The following is a 12,001-nucleotide window of genomic DNA, read 5'->3' as shown; positions in this document are numbered from 1 at the left end:
GGGCCTGTCCGGCGGATCATGCCGGTGAGCGATGAGTCACCGCCGCTTTCCTGCGACCTGATCCGCCGGACAGGCCCTGGCCGTCAGCGGCTGGCGTGCAGGGCGACCAGCAACTGCCAGACCTGGTGGGCCACTTCCTCGGAGTCGGCCTCGATCATGCCGTGCAGCCAGTCGGCCAGGACTCCGGCGAAGGTGGCGGCGACGGCGGAGGCGACCAGGGGAGCGTCCGCCGCGCCCGCCAGTTCCCGCTCGCGCAGGCTGTACGCGCGCAGGTCGCGGTGGAGCACCCGGCCGAGCGGACCGCCGCCGCCCGGGGCGAGCAGCGCGCGGTACAGCGCGGAGTGCGGGGTGAGCGAGGCGAAGAACTCCACCAGCGCGGGCGGGGCGTGCACCGGGTCGGGCCGCCCGCGCCAGGCGTGCAGCGCCTCCACCGCCTCGCGCACGACGTCCGCGCACGCGTCGACGGCCAGGTCCTCCAGGCTGTCGTAGTGCACGTAGAAGGTGGCCCGGCCGATCCCCGCCCTGCGGACCAGGGCGGCCACCGCCACCTCCGCGAGGGAGCGCTCGGAGCACTCGTCGAGGAGGGCCTGCCGCAGCCGCGCCCGGGTGCGCGCGGACCGCGGGTCCTTGGGTGGTGCCTGCCCGGCCGTTCCGCTCATCCGATCATCCTGCTACGAGGACCGCCGTCAGGGCGAGTGCGCCGGGCAGCGCCTGGGCGAGCAGGATGCGCGGGTTCGCCGTCACCGCGCCGAAGACGCCCGCGACGACGACGCAGGACAGGAAGAAGACCTGCACCCGGTACCCGGTGGGGTCGGCCGCGATCAGGCCCCAGACCAGACCGGCCGCGAGGAACCCGTTGTACAGGCCCTGGTTTGCGGCCATCGGCGCGGTCGCCCGGGCCATGGCCGGATCGAAGCCGTGGAACCCCAGGCCGGGCTTCTTCTGCCACAGGAACACCTCCATCACCAGGATGTAGACGTGCAGCGCGGCCACGAGGCCGACCAGGACGTTCGCGACCGTTTCCATGCGGGAGAGCTCCTTCGTGACGGGACGGACCGGTGGGAGGGATGCCGGACGGGCATCCGCACTTCATGGACAGGTGTCCACTATACCTGGACAACTGTCCATGAGGAGATTCGGCGCAAAGTCGCACCCGAAGTCGCCCGAAGTCGCGCCCGAAATGTGGCGGAGCGTGACGGAACCCTCAGCTCCGCCGAGTGATCAAGGTTGATCCTTTTGCCTTCAAACCCGATAAGCTCCTGTGCGGCGCTGCGAGTTGAATCGGTCGTAATCGGTCGTTCGCGGTGCGTACTCATGAGTGCGGTCCCCTTGCACACCCCCCTTGTTCGTTGGTTCGAAGGATGCAGATGGAACTCGCCACTCCGCCGCCGGCGGCGCGGGCCCCTGTCGCCTGGTACAGCTGGTGGCTGATGCCGCTGGCCTTGGGAGGCGGAACGGTCGCCGCCACGTTCATGAGTTCCGAGCGGATCACCGCCGCGGTCGCGGGCGCGGCGGCGACGGCCGCCGGCACCGTCTGCGTACGGCTCCTGATCCGCACCCGGGCCCAACTGAGCCGCGCCGAGAGCGAGTTCCGCACCTCGCAGGCCCAGTACTCGCAGCAGTGGCAGCAGCACGTGGCCGGTCTGGAGCGGAAGTTCGCGGCCGAGCGCGTCGCCCTGGAGGGCGAACGTGCCGCCCTGGAGGACCGGCTCGCCGAGCAGACCGGCGTCTTCGAGGACCGGCTCGCCGAACAGGCCGGCTCCTTCGAAGCGCAACTCGCCGAACGGACCCGGGCGTTCGAGGAGCGGCTGACCGGCCAGACCGAGTCCTACGAGGCACGGCTCGCCGAGCAGGAAGCGGCCTGGAAGGAGCGGCTGACGCACCAGCAGGCCGCCGTCGCGCGGCTCGCCGACGAGCATCTGCCCGACGCGCTGGCCCGGCTGCGCGCCGGTGACGCCGTGGACGACGTGCTGCCCACGGCGAACCAGTGCGCCAAGGTCAGCGCCGAACTCCAGGCCGAACTGCGCAAGATCATGCGCACCGCCCTGATCGGTGTCGAGGAGGAGTTCAACCGCTCGACCTCCGCCGAGCAGGCCGTGATCAGCATCGGCAACCGCATCCACGTGCTGACCAGCAAGCTCCGTGGCCGGCTGCACGAGATGCAGGGCGAGCACGGGCGCCTGCCGTCCGTCGCCGGCGGTCTGATGGAGCTCGACCAGGCGATCGGCCCCGCCGACTGCCTGGCCGCCAGCATCGGCGTGCTCGGCGGCTCCGACCGGCCCGGCCGGCAGTGGCAGGAACCGCAGCGGCTGCTCAGTGTGGTCCGCGGCGGCATCGGCCGGATCAAGGACTTCCACCGGGTCGACGTACACCATCTGCCCGAACTCGGCGTCGACGGCGGGCTGGTGGACCACCTGACGCTGATCTTCGCCCACCTCCTGGACAACGCCGCCCGCTACTCGCCGCCCACCGAGCCGGTGGTCGTCTCCGGCAAGGAGGTGCCCAACGGCGTCGGCATCGAGATCCAGGACTCGGGCAAGGGCCTGAGCGAGGAGAAGAAGCGAGAGGCCGAGCACGCGCTGGCCGGCACCGCGCCCGGCGCGGGCCTGGGCGGCATCTCGGAGGACGCCAACATCGGCCTCCGGGTCGTCGGCAGCCTGGCCCGCCGCTACGGCATCCGCGTCACCTTCGCGGACTCGCCCTGGCTCGGCACCTCGGTGGTCGTCGTGGTCCCGCACAAGTACTTCAGCCCGCTGCCCGCCGTCACCGCGTCCGCCGCACCGGCCGCCGCACCCGCGACGGCCGCACCGGCCCGCACCCCGGCCGTCGCGACGGCGCCCGCCGAGGCCGTGGCCGAGACGGGCCCGGCAGTGGAGACCACGCCCGGCGGTCTGCCCCGGCGCCGCAGCAGGCGGAACGAGCCGGCCCGGCACGAATCGGTCGCGCGCAGCGAGCGGACCGAGGGGACGGCGGTCGCCGCCGTCCCACCGGACGCCTCCTTCGCCGGCCTGGCCGCCTTCGCCACCGCAGGCCGCGATCCCGGTGAGGAGGGCGGGGCCGACGACGCCCCCGCCGCCGACGTCCCCGCCGGACGTGAGGCCACCGATCACCGCACCGAAGAGAGCGACAAGTCCGCATGACGCAGCAGGGAACCGACGTGAGCTGGGCGCTCCGCGATCTGGTGGAGTCCATCCCGGAGATCCGCTTCGCCCTCGTGGCCTCCAGCGACGGCAAGGCCATCACCTCCTACGGCGCCGAAGACCCCGACGACGTCGACCGCTTCGCGGCGGTGGTGGCCGGACTGCAGGCACTGGCCCAGCCGGTGGCCGAGCAGTTCCCCAAGTACGCGGGACAACTCCGCCTGGCGATGATCGAGGTCGACGGCGGCCATCTGTTCGTCGTACGCGCCGGGGTGGAGACGTATCTCGGCGTCCTCGCCCGGGAAGGCCTCGACCAGGGCCTGCTCGGACACCAGATGAGGGACCTGGCACGCAGAATGGGGGAGCTCCTCGGCACCACGCCGCGCCTGGAGGAGCACTCTGGATGAGTGCCCCCCGCCGGCCCAAGGACCCGTCCGGTCTTGAGCGCTACTACGTCCTGACCAAGGGGCGCAGCGGACCGGGCGGTTCGGCGTCGAGCCTCGACGTGGCGACCCTCGTCGTCTCCCGCGCGGCCCCCGTACCGGGCATGCAGCACGAGCACGAGGAAATCCTCCGGCGCTGCCGCGATCCGCTGTCGGTCGCCGAACTGGGCGCCCACCTCGGACTGCCCTTCAACATTCTCGCGGTGCTGCTGACGGATCTGCTGGACGCAGGCCGTGTCGAAGCCCGTGACCCCATCCCGGCACACGACGCCGGCCGCGGGCCCGACCTCGCGCTCCTTGAGGAGGTACTCAGTGGACTTCAAAGGCTTTGACCACCCCGGCGGGCCGGACTCGGCGGGCACCCGCTCGGTGAAGGTGATGATCGCGGGCGGCTTCGGCACCGGCAAGACCACCATGGTCCGCTCGGTGAGCGACATCAAGCCGCTGACCACCGAGGAGACCCTCACCCAGGCCAGCGCCGACGTCGACCACCTCATCGGCGTCGCCGACAAGACGGAGACCACCGTCAGTCTGGACTTCGGCAAGATCAGCATCAACGACAGCCTGATGCTGTACCTGTTCGGCACCCCGGGCCAGGAGCGGTTCTGGTTCCTGTGGAACGGCCTGTTCAAGGGCGCGCTCGGCGCGGTCGTGCTGGTGGACACCCGCCGGCTCGACTCCAGCTTCCGCGCGATCGAGGAGATGGAACGGCAGGACGTCCCCTTCGTCATCGCCCTGAACGTCTTCCCCGACTCCAAGGAGCACCCCGTCGAAGAGGTCCGGGACGCCCTGGACATCTCCCCCCACACCCCGATCGTGGTCTTCGACGCCCGCGACCGGTCCTCCAGCCGTGACGTCCTGATCGCCCTCATGCGTCACTTGAAGGAACGCTCCGCTGTCGCCCTGGAGTCCCGATGAACGACGAGAACCCCGACCGTCCCGCCGCTCCCCGCGGCTGCCCGGTCGAGCACGGTTCGGCAGAACCGGTCCGCCTGTACGGGCCCGAGGCGGCGACCGACCCGCACGGCATCTACGAGCGGCTGCGCAAGGAGCACGGCTCCGTGGCGCCGGTGCTGCTGGAGGGCGACATCCCCGCCTGGCTGGTCCTGGGCTACCGGGACAGCCGGCGCGTGCTCGACAACCCTCGCCAGTTCGCCCGGGACGCGCGGATCTGGCGGGACTGGCAGGAGGGGCGGGTCGCGGACGATTCTCCGCTGGTGCCGATGCTCGGCTGGCGTCCCGACTGCGTCTCCCAGGACGGCGAGGCCCACCGCCGGCTGCGCGGCGCCGTCAGCGACGGGCTGCAGTCGGCGGCCGGCCGCGGTGTCCGGCGCCATGCCACGCACTTCGCCAACAAGCAGATCGACACGTTCGCGGACGCGGGCCGCGCCGATCTGGTGGCGGACTACGCCGACTTACTGCCCATGCTCGTGATCGCCCGCATCCTGGGGCTGGCCGAGGCCGAGGGGCGTCGCCTGGTGGAGTCCTGCGCCCAGGTGATGAAGGGGGGCGAGGACGCCGTCATGCACGACGGTGTGATCAGGGAGATCTTCGGCGAACTCGCCGAGCGCAGGCGCACCGAACCCGGCTCCGACCTCGCCACCGGCCTGCTGGAGCATCACGCGGGGCTCGACCACGACGAGGTCGTGAGCCATCTGCGTACGGTGCTGATCGCCGCGCACGTGACCACCGGCCTGCTGGCCCGGGTGCTGGAGCTGGTGCTGACCGACACCTCCCGGCTCTCCGGACTGATCAGCGGTCAGCTGAACATCTCGGCGGTGATGGAGGAGGCCATGTGGAACTCCCCGCCGCTGGCCGTCCTGCCGGGACGCTTCGCCGCCAGCGACGTCGAACTGGGCGGGCACCGCATCGAGGAGGGCGACCTGCTCGTCCTCGGTCTCGCCCCGGGCAACCTCGACCCCGAGATCCGGCCCGACCCGAGTGTCTCGGTCCACGGCAACCAGGCGCACCTGGCGTTCGGCTCGGGCCCGCACGAGTGCCCCGGGCAGAACATCGGGATGTCCGTCATCGAGATCGCGGTGGACGTGCTGCTGCACCGCCTGCCGGGTCTGCGGCTGGCCGTGCCGCCGGAGGAGCTCACCTCGACGGCGTCCACCTGGATGTCCCCGCTGGACAGCCTGCCGGTCGAGTTCACGGTGTAGGGCCGTCGGCGCCGCTGCCCGCCCGGGCGGCGGCGCCGATCCCCACGAAGGGCAGTGCGGCGTCAGCCGTCGAGCCAGTCGCCCGCGAGGTCCGTGGGACGGTGGCCCGTGGCGTTCCAGAGGAAGTGCGGGTGGGCACCGCCGAACATGTAGGCGAGCAGTGCGGTGTCCTGCCGGCCGGTCCCGGGGTCGAGCAGGGTGTGGAAGAGCTCCGCTCCCACCACGCCGGAGTCCTGCTGTATCGCGCGGGCGCGGTCCGTGGACGGTGCGGCCCCGGAGGCCTCCACGGCGGCGATGTACGTACGGCGCAGGATCTCCCACGTGCTGTCGGTGTTGCCGTGCCAGGGACCGTGCAGCGCCTCGAAGGCATGCAACTCGGTGTCGAACAGGGCCCATGCCCCGGGGTACTGGTCCCGGCAGCGTGCGGAAAGCTCCGCGGCCCGGGCGCTCAGCGCCGGTACGGTGGCCCGCGCGGCGACGGTGAGCGTGGTGCCGTCGGTGAGCAGGCCCGTGCACGCGTTGGGCTGAAGGTCGCACAACACGCAGTCCTCGGCCGGGGGCAGGCCCTGGGTGATGCCGTCGAACCACAGGGCGTGGCGGCCCGTGAGACCCATCCAGACCACGGTGTTGGTCATCAACCAGGTGTTCCACATCGGGCGACGCGCCTCGGGCATGCACCCGTACTTGACGAGGGCGATGGCGCAGGCGGCGTAGAGGGCCTTGGTGTGGGCCGGCATGTCGGCGAGCCAGAAGTTGCTGATCTCGCCGGTGAGGGCGTCGACACGGACGTCGGTCATGTCGTCGACGACGCGGCACAGCAGCAGGGAGGCGAGGTGTTCCTCCTGCCAGAGTTCGGTGTCGGGGGAGACGTGCCAGAACAGGCAGTCCATCATCTGCAGCACCGAGTACGTGCCCTGGTCGAGCGGGTTGGTCTGGGGGAGTGCGACGTTGCCCGCGTGGTGCTGCTGGAGCCAGTACTCGTCGACGGACCGCTTGTGGGCCGCGTAGAGCCCGCAGACCAGCGCCCGTGCGGTGTTGGTGCTGAAGTTCTCGGCCAGGCGGCCCTCGACGAGCCGGGTGAGGCGCTCGGTGTCTATGGTGTCGACCACGCGCTTGTACTCGTGGAAGAGGAGGATGTCGTCCTCGAAGCGATGGCGGTAACCGAGGTCCCGTTCCAGGTCGTTCATCTGCCGGACCACGGACCAGCCGCCGGTCAGGACGCTGTCGAGTTCCCGGCGGTAGGGCCAGGTCTTGACGGCGAGGGGAAGACCGGCGCTCTGCCGCCAGCGGTAGTCGTCCAGCGTACGCGCGGGAGCCGTGGGCAGCCGACGGCACAGAGGGCAGGCGCAGACGGCGGTCCGCTCCTCCTCGCGCTCGCGCGACGGGGTCAGGGCCCGGCTGCGCCAGGCCCCTTCGAGCATCATGCAGGTCAGCCGACAGACCTCGATGTCGGTGCTGACCTGGGGAAATGCCTCCTCGATCACGCGCAGGCCGTCGTCGAGCCGCTTCAGCCTGGCGTGGCCCTCCTCGTCGGGCGGGAGGAACGCGCGCGACGCCGCACGGAGAGCTCCCGTCACCTGCAGCGTGGTGCCGGGGTCTACCGGTCCGAGTGCGTCCAGCCGCTGTTGGGCGGCGTTCTCGCAATCTCGGAACTCCTCCGTGCGCCCCTTGGCGTGTTCCGCGAAGAGGCGGGCCAGGGCGCTCCCCGCCTCCTCCGGCCGGAGCCGGGCGCTCGGCTGCGCCGGGACCGAGCTGACGGTGGACGTCTTCCGGGCACCGCCTACGACTCGATGGTTCACACCGGTTTCCCTTCACGCTGTGGTCCTGGCGACGGAATCGATCGGCAGTGGTGGTCGGCCGGCCGCGTACGAGGCGCGGCGCAGAGTCCTCCGGCCCTGCGAACGGGCGGTCGTCGATGACCGCCCGTGCACTCGAACTTGCTTGCTCAATACGAAAATTGAACCGACAAGCGGAACGAGGCTTCCCAGAGCGTAAATGATCTACACCGTGACCCTGCCGTGATCTCCGTTACTGCTCAGGTGCCTTGAGCTGCGTATACTCGCCCGCCCGCCATAAAGGTCTGGTCCACTCGGCGTGTCGCCGCTCGACTCGAGCGGCGCGCCGAACGGATCGCGGTCCAGCACCACGAGGTCCGTCGGCGCCCCGGGCCGCGCCCGGCCGGTGTCGTCGAGGTGGTTCAGCCGGGTCGATCCGGCCGCGTACGCGGTCAACGCCTGGGCCGGATCCAGCCGTTCACCGGGCAGGGGCACGCGGCCAGTCGCTGCACCGTCCCCGCCGTGGCCCGGGCACCGAGCGGCCGCGTTGCGGCGGCCGGAGTTCCGTAGCCAGGGCCGACCCTGGACCGCGCCGGGCCGAGCGTACGGTCCCGGCCGAGCGTGCGGTCCCGGCCCATCGCGCACCTGGCGCGGGCGGTCGGAGTCACCCCCGTCTGCACCACGGCCACCGCCGAGAACACCAGCGCCATCCACGGCAGTACGGGTCGGCGGCCGCGCGGCGAGCCGGTCACCGAAGAGGGCCGGCCCGTTGACTCCGCGAGCACCGCCCCGCCCCGGGCCGCCCACGCCGAGGAGGCATCCGTACGGCCGCCCGCCTACGGCCGCCCGCCTACGCCCGCCCGCCGGCACCCACCGCCCGCGCATCGCGGCGACGGCCCGCCACTCGTCGCCGGCATGCGGCACGGCGCCTGCCCGGTGGCGCCGGACCCGCTGCGTGAAGCGGTCGGCGCGCGGTCGGCGGAAATCGCAGGACAGGCCCGACCGGCCGCGGTCACACTGGACATGTTGATCAACGTCCCGTCAGGAGGCACTCCACGATGACCCCTCAGCCCGCGCGCCCCGCCAAGCAGCGCAAGCTGGACACCCTGCACCGACTGGAGCACGACGAGGACGTGTGGGTCGCCACGGCCGTCGCCGACGGCGCTGCTCCCTACCTCGTGCCGCTGTCGTTCCTCTGGGACGGTGAGACCCTGCTGCTGGCCACCCCGGCCACCAGTCCCACCGGCCGCAACCTCAAGGAGACCGGCCTCGTCCGCCTCGGCATCGGGCCGACCCGTGACGTGACGATGATCGAGGGGACCGTCGACACCGTCCCCCCGGCCGAGCTGACCGAGGCGGAGGGCGACCGGTTCGCCGCCAAGACGGGCTTCGACCCGCGCGAACTGGCCACCCCCTACCTGTACTTCCGGGTGCGCCCCCGGCGCATCCAGGCCTGGCGCGAGGCGAACGAGCTCGCCGGGCGCACGCTGATGCGCGACGGAGCGTGGCTGGTCGCGGACTGATCCCGCCGTCCGGGGATATCCGCAAGGGGAGGGCGGCGGGGCAGACCGCCCCGCGCCCGCGGACCGTACGGAGGAGACATGGCACTGGTGAAAGCGGGCGTCGTGGTGCTCGACTGCGCCGAGCCCGAGAAACTCGCCGTGTTCTACAAGGAGTTGCTGGAGGGCGAGCAGACCGCCGTCACAGCCAACCGCGTGGAGATCAAGGGCGCCGAGGGCACCCGGCTGGCCTTCCGCCGCGACGTGAACGCCACCCCGCCGAGCTGGCCCCGCCCGGAGAACTCCCTCCAGGCGCACCTGGACCTCGTGGTGGAGGACCTGGACGAGGCCGAGCGCAAGGTGGTCGGCCTGGGCGGCCGCCCGACGGAGACGAAGGGCTCCACGGGCCCGTTCGAGGAACGGAGCTACGCCGACCCCGCCGGCCATTCGTTCACCCTGCGCCGGGAGCAGCAGTTGACGGCCCCGAAACGGGGCTGAGCGCGGAGCCCGCCACAGCGCGCCCGCGGACGGACACGACGGCTCAGTCCCGGCCCTCCTCGGAAGCGGGCCAGACACCGGTGGTGCGCTCGATCGCCTTCGCCCCGGTCCGGTCGACCGCACTGCGCACCGCGGCGAAGATGGCGCCCTGGATCGCGGCGGCGAGCAGCACCTCGCCCCACCCGCGGTCGCGGTCCAGGGCGTCGGGCGCGTCCTCCTCGTTGCGCAGCACCATCCACGTACGGCGGAAGGCGAGCCCTGCCAGCGCCCCGCTGACCCAGCCCAGGGCGAACCCCAACGGCTTGTAGGCGAGGGGGAGTTTCTTCTTCTTGGCCACGTCGGTCTCCTTCGTCGTCGTCAGGGCCGGCCCCGGGGCGGGATCCGTTCCGCCGCCGGTACCGGACCCGGCGGGGTGCCGTCCCCGAACGGCCGGCCGCCCAACTGCTCGCGGTGGTGCGGGGTCAGCCAGCCGGACAGGTCCGGGCCGACCGGCACGATGCCGGTCGGGTTGATGCCGGTGTGCACCTGGTAGTAGTGCCGCTTGATGTGGTCGAAGTCGACGGTGTCACCGAACCCGGGCGTCTGGTAGAGGTCCCGGGCGTAGGCCCACAGCACCCGGTTCTCCGTCAGCTTCCAGCGGTTGCACTTGAAGTGGCCGTGGTAGACGGCGTCGAAGCGGACCAGCGTGGTGAACAGCCGGATGTCCGCTTCGGTGAGGGTGTCGCCGACCAGGTAGCGCTGCCGCTCCAGGACCCCGGCCAGCAGCTCCAGCCGCCGGAAGACCCCCGCGCACGCCTCCTCGTACTCCCGCTGTCCGGTGGCGAAGCCGGCCCGGTACACACCGTTGTTGACGTCCTCGTAGACGTCCGCCATCACCTCGTCGATGCGGTCGCGCAGCGCCCGCGGGTACAGGTCGGGCGCCTCCGCGCGGTGCAGGGAGGTCCACTCGGTGGCGAAGTCGAGGGTGAGCTGCTGGTAGTCGTTGGTGACCAGCCTGCCGCTGGGCACGTCCACGACCGCGGGCACGCTCACCCCGCCGGGCGCGTCCGGCTCCCGCCGTTCGTAGGCCTCGGCCAGGTAGCGGATGCCGAGCACGGGGTCGCGGCCGCCCTCGTCCAGGGTGAACCGCCAGCTGCGGTCGTCCTGGACGGGGTCGGCGACCGCCAGCGACAGCGAGTCCTCCAGCCCGAGCAGCCGCCGGGAGATGATCGCCCGGCTCGCCCACGGACAGGCACGGCTGACGACCAGCCGGTAGCGGCCCGCCTCCACCGGCCAGCCGTCCCGGCCGTCGGCCGTGATCCGGTCCGTGAAATGGCTCTTGGACCGCTTGAACGCCGTACGGCCGTACGCGTCGTTCCCGTCGGTGCGCATGCCCCTCTCCTTCGTACGGTGAGCCCCCGCCCCCACCGGGTCCCCCGATTTCCGCCGTCCGCACGGTGTGATCGGCACCGACCGGGGCAGTCGGCGTGGGTGAGCGGGAGGACCAGGGAAACGGACCGGAAGGCGGACCGCAGGACGCGTGTCACCGTGCTGGTGGCGCTCGCCGCCAATCTGCTCATCGCGCTGGCCAAGACCGTCGGCGGCGTGGCCGCCCAGTCACCCGCGCTGCTGTCGGAGGCCGCGCACTCCGTGGCGGACAGCCTGAACGAGGTCTTCCTGCTGGCCGCGCTGCGCCGCAGCCGCCGCCCCGCCGACCGTAGGCATCCGTTCGGCTACGGCAAGGAACGCTTCTTCTGGTCGCTCCTCGCCGCCGTCGGGATCTTCGTCATGGGCGGCTGCTTCTCCTTCTTCCAGGGCTTCGGCGCCCTCCGCAACGGCACCGGGGAGAGCCGGGAGGGATACGTGGCCGGCCTGATCGTGCTCGGCTTCGCCCTCCTCGCCGAGGGGGCCTCACTGCTGCGGGCGGTGCACCAGGTACGCCGGCAGGGCGGCCGGGCCGACGGCGGGCTGCGCGACCCGGCGCTGCGCACGGTCGTCGCCGAGGACGGCACCGCCGTACTCGGCGTCACCCTCGCCCTGGCGGGCATGAGCCTGCACATGGCCACCGGCCGCATCGTCTACGAGGCCGTCGCCTCGCTCGCCATCGGCGCGCTGCTCGTCTACGTCGCCTACCGGCTCGGCCGCGACGCCCGCGACCAGCTGATCGGCGAGGCCGCCGACCCCGAGGCGGCCGCCCGGATCCGGTCGCTGCTGCGGGCGCAGCCGGAGATCGACAGCGTGGAGGCGCTGTTCACCATGAAGACGGGGCTCGACACGGCCCTGGTGGCGGCCCGCGTCGACCTGGTGCCCGGCCTGGACAGCGAACAGGTCGAGGAGGTCGCCGACCGCATCAAGCGGAGCATCGGCGACACGATCCCCGAGGCGGACCAGATCTTCCTCGACGTGACCGACCGGGTCGCGCAGGAGGCAGCAGAAAGCCCCGCCGCGACGGGGGAGCGCGGCGGGGCCTGACGCACGTGTGCCCGGCGGACGCCGGTTCATGCG

General features: G+C 72.0%; 15 protein-coding genes. 9 read left to right on the top strand and 6 right to left on the bottom strand.

Going from position 1 to position 12,001, the window contains the following annotated elements:
- Window positions 1-83: 83 nt before the first annotated feature.
- Window positions 84-659, bottom strand: coding sequence for a TetR/AcrR family transcriptional regulator (locus ICC28_RS13295; RefSeq protein ID WP_188288704.1), 576 nt, complete (start codon window positions 657-659; stop codon window positions 84-86).
- Between the two features lie 4 nt (window positions 660-663).
- On the bottom strand, window positions 664-1,026 hold the full coding sequence (locus ICC28_RS13290; protein ID WP_188288703.1) for a DUF1304 domain-containing protein: 363 nt from the start codon (window positions 1,024-1,026) through the stop codon (window positions 664-666).
- Window positions 1,027-1,367: 341 nt separating this feature from the next.
- On the opposite strand from ICC28_RS13290, the gene ICC28_RS13285 reads away from it, so the two are divergent.
- From ICC28_RS13285 to ICC28_RS13265, 5 genes are read left to right on the top strand one after another with little or no spacing between them, the layout of a single operon-like run.
- Window positions 1,368-3,140 carry a sensor histidine kinase gene (locus tag ICC28_RS13285; protein ID WP_188288702.1) on the top strand — a complete coding sequence of 591 codons (1,773 nt, stop codon included), beginning with the start codon at window positions 1,368-1,370 and terminating at the stop codon, window positions 3,138-3,140.
- Window positions 3,137-3,547 (top strand): roadblock/LC7 domain-containing protein, encoded by a 411-nt coding sequence (locus ICC28_RS13280; protein ID WP_015655861.1) that lies wholly within the window; start codon window positions 3,137-3,139, stop codon window positions 3,545-3,547. The genes ICC28_RS13285 and ICC28_RS13280 overlap by 4 nt, the downstream gene beginning before the upstream one ends.
- Window positions 3,544-3,915, top strand: a complete 372-nt coding sequence (locus tag ICC28_RS13275; RefSeq protein ID WP_188288701.1) for a DUF742 domain-containing protein — start codon at window positions 3,544-3,546, stop codon at window positions 3,913-3,915. The genes ICC28_RS13280 and ICC28_RS13275 overlap by 4 nt, the downstream gene beginning before the upstream one ends.
- The gene (locus ICC28_RS13270; protein WP_188288700.1) at window positions 3,896-4,501 is read left to right on the top strand and encodes a GTP-binding protein; all 606 of its coding nucleotides are present in this window, start codon (window positions 3,896-3,898) and stop codon (window positions 4,499-4,501) included. The genes ICC28_RS13275 and ICC28_RS13270 overlap by 20 nt, the downstream gene beginning before the upstream one ends.
- Window positions 4,498-5,745 carry a cytochrome P450 gene (locus ICC28_RS13265; protein ID WP_188288699.1) on the top strand — a complete coding sequence of 416 codons (1,248 nt, stop codon included), beginning with the start codon at window positions 4,498-4,500 and terminating at the stop codon, window positions 5,743-5,745. The genes ICC28_RS13270 and ICC28_RS13265 overlap by 4 nt, the downstream gene beginning before the upstream one ends.
- A 62-nt stretch (window positions 5,746-5,807) precedes the next feature.
- Here ICC28_RS13265 and ICC28_RS13260 read toward each other — a convergent pair whose 3' ends face one another.
- Together ICC28_RS13260 and ICC28_RS41485 are read right to left on the bottom strand one after the other, a co-directional pair.
- Complete coding sequence (locus ICC28_RS13260) at window positions 5,808-7,544, bottom strand: hypothetical protein (RefSeq protein WP_317454006.1); 1,737 nt, start codon at window positions 7,542-7,544, stop codon at window positions 5,808-5,810.
- A 201-nt stretch (window positions 7,545-7,745) separates the two neighbouring features.
- The gene (locus ICC28_RS41485) at window positions 7,746-8,015 is read right to left on the bottom strand and encodes a hypothetical protein (protein ID WP_411158590.1); all 270 of its coding nucleotides are present in this window, start codon (window positions 8,013-8,015) and stop codon (window positions 7,746-7,748) included.
- Window positions 8,016-8,141: 126 nt separating this feature from the next.
- On the opposite strand from ICC28_RS41485, the gene ICC28_RS13255 reads away from it, so the two are divergent.
- From ICC28_RS13255 to ICC28_RS13245, 3 genes are all read left to right on the top strand, one after another.
- The gene (locus ICC28_RS13255) at window positions 8,142-8,582 is read left to right on the top strand and encodes a hypothetical protein (RefSeq protein ID WP_188288698.1); all 441 of its coding nucleotides are present in this window, start codon (window positions 8,142-8,144) and stop codon (window positions 8,580-8,582) included.
- Complete coding sequence (locus tag ICC28_RS13250; protein WP_188288697.1) at window positions 8,579-9,043, top strand: pyridoxamine 5'-phosphate oxidase family protein; 465 nt, start codon at window positions 8,579-8,581, stop codon at window positions 9,041-9,043. The genes ICC28_RS13255 and ICC28_RS13250 overlap by 4 nt, the downstream gene beginning before the upstream one ends.
- A 78-nt stretch (window positions 9,044-9,121) precedes the next feature.
- On the top strand, window positions 9,122-9,517 hold the full coding sequence (locus ICC28_RS13245) for a VOC family protein (protein ID WP_188288696.1): 396 nt from the start codon (window positions 9,122-9,124) through the stop codon (window positions 9,515-9,517).
- Window positions 9,518-9,560: 43 nt separating this feature from the next.
- Here the strand turns inward: ICC28_RS13245 and ICC28_RS13240 are convergent, their stop codons facing one another.
- The gene (locus ICC28_RS13240; protein WP_188288695.1) at window positions 9,561-9,854 is read right to left on the bottom strand and encodes a DUF4235 domain-containing protein; all 294 of its coding nucleotides are present in this window, start codon (window positions 9,852-9,854) and stop codon (window positions 9,561-9,563) included.
- 20 nt (window positions 9,855-9,874) lie between these two features.
- Window positions 9,875-10,888 (bottom strand): glutathione S-transferase family protein, encoded by a 1,014-nt coding sequence (locus ICC28_RS13235; protein WP_188288694.1) that lies wholly within the window; start codon window positions 10,886-10,888, stop codon window positions 9,875-9,877.
- A 156-nt stretch (window positions 10,889-11,044) separates the two neighbouring features.
- Between ICC28_RS13235 and ICC28_RS13230 the strand changes: the two genes are divergently transcribed.
- Window positions 11,045-11,968, top strand: coding sequence for a cation diffusion facilitator family transporter (locus tag ICC28_RS13230; protein ID WP_188288693.1), 924 nt, complete (start codon window positions 11,045-11,047; stop codon window positions 11,966-11,968).
- Window positions 11,969-12,001 lie beyond the last annotated feature (33 nt).

This window comes from Streptomyces sp. TRM68416 (genome assembly GCF_014596915.1).
Taxonomy (GTDB): domain Bacteria; phylum Actinomycetota; class Actinomycetes; order Streptomycetales; family Streptomycetaceae; genus Streptomyces.
Note: the sequence above shows the minus strand (reverse complement) of the source record. Positions and strands in the feature narration are given on the sequence as shown.

Excerpts from the sequence above, each read along its gene's own strand:
- ICC28_RS13285 (WP_188288702.1), top strand. The coding sequence starts at position 1,368 with ATGGAACTCGCCACTCCGCCGCCGGCGGCGCGGGCCCCTGTCGCCTGG.
- ICC28_RS13245 (WP_188288696.1), top strand. The coding sequence starts at position 9,122 with ATGGCACTGGTGAAAGCGGGCGTCGTGGTGCTCGACTGCGCCGAGCCC.
- ICC28_RS13290 (WP_188288703.1), bottom strand. The coding sequence starts at position 1,026 with ATGGAAACGGTCGCGAACGTCCTGGTCGGCCTCGTGGCCGCGCTGCAC.
- ICC28_RS13250 (WP_188288697.1), top strand. The coding sequence starts at position 8,579 with ATGACCCCTCAGCCCGCGCGCCCCGCCAAGCAGCGCAAGCTGGACACC.
- ICC28_RS13295 (WP_188288704.1), bottom strand. The coding sequence starts at position 659 with ATGAGCGGAACGGCCGGGCAGGCACCACCCAAGGACCCGCGGTCCGCG.
- ICC28_RS13235 (WP_188288694.1), bottom strand. The coding sequence starts at position 10,888 with ATGCGCACCGACGGGAACGACGCGTACGGCCGTACGGCGTTCAAGCGG.
- ICC28_RS13275 (WP_188288701.1), top strand. The coding sequence starts at position 3,544 with ATGAGTGCCCCCCGCCGGCCCAAGGACCCGTCCGGTCTTGAGCGCTAC.
- ICC28_RS13280 (WP_015655861.1), top strand. The coding sequence starts at position 3,137 with ATGACGCAGCAGGGAACCGACGTGAGCTGGGCGCTCCGCGATCTGGTG.
- ICC28_RS13265 (WP_188288699.1), top strand. The coding sequence starts at position 4,498 with ATGAACGACGAGAACCCCGACCGTCCCGCCGCTCCCCGCGGCTGCCCG.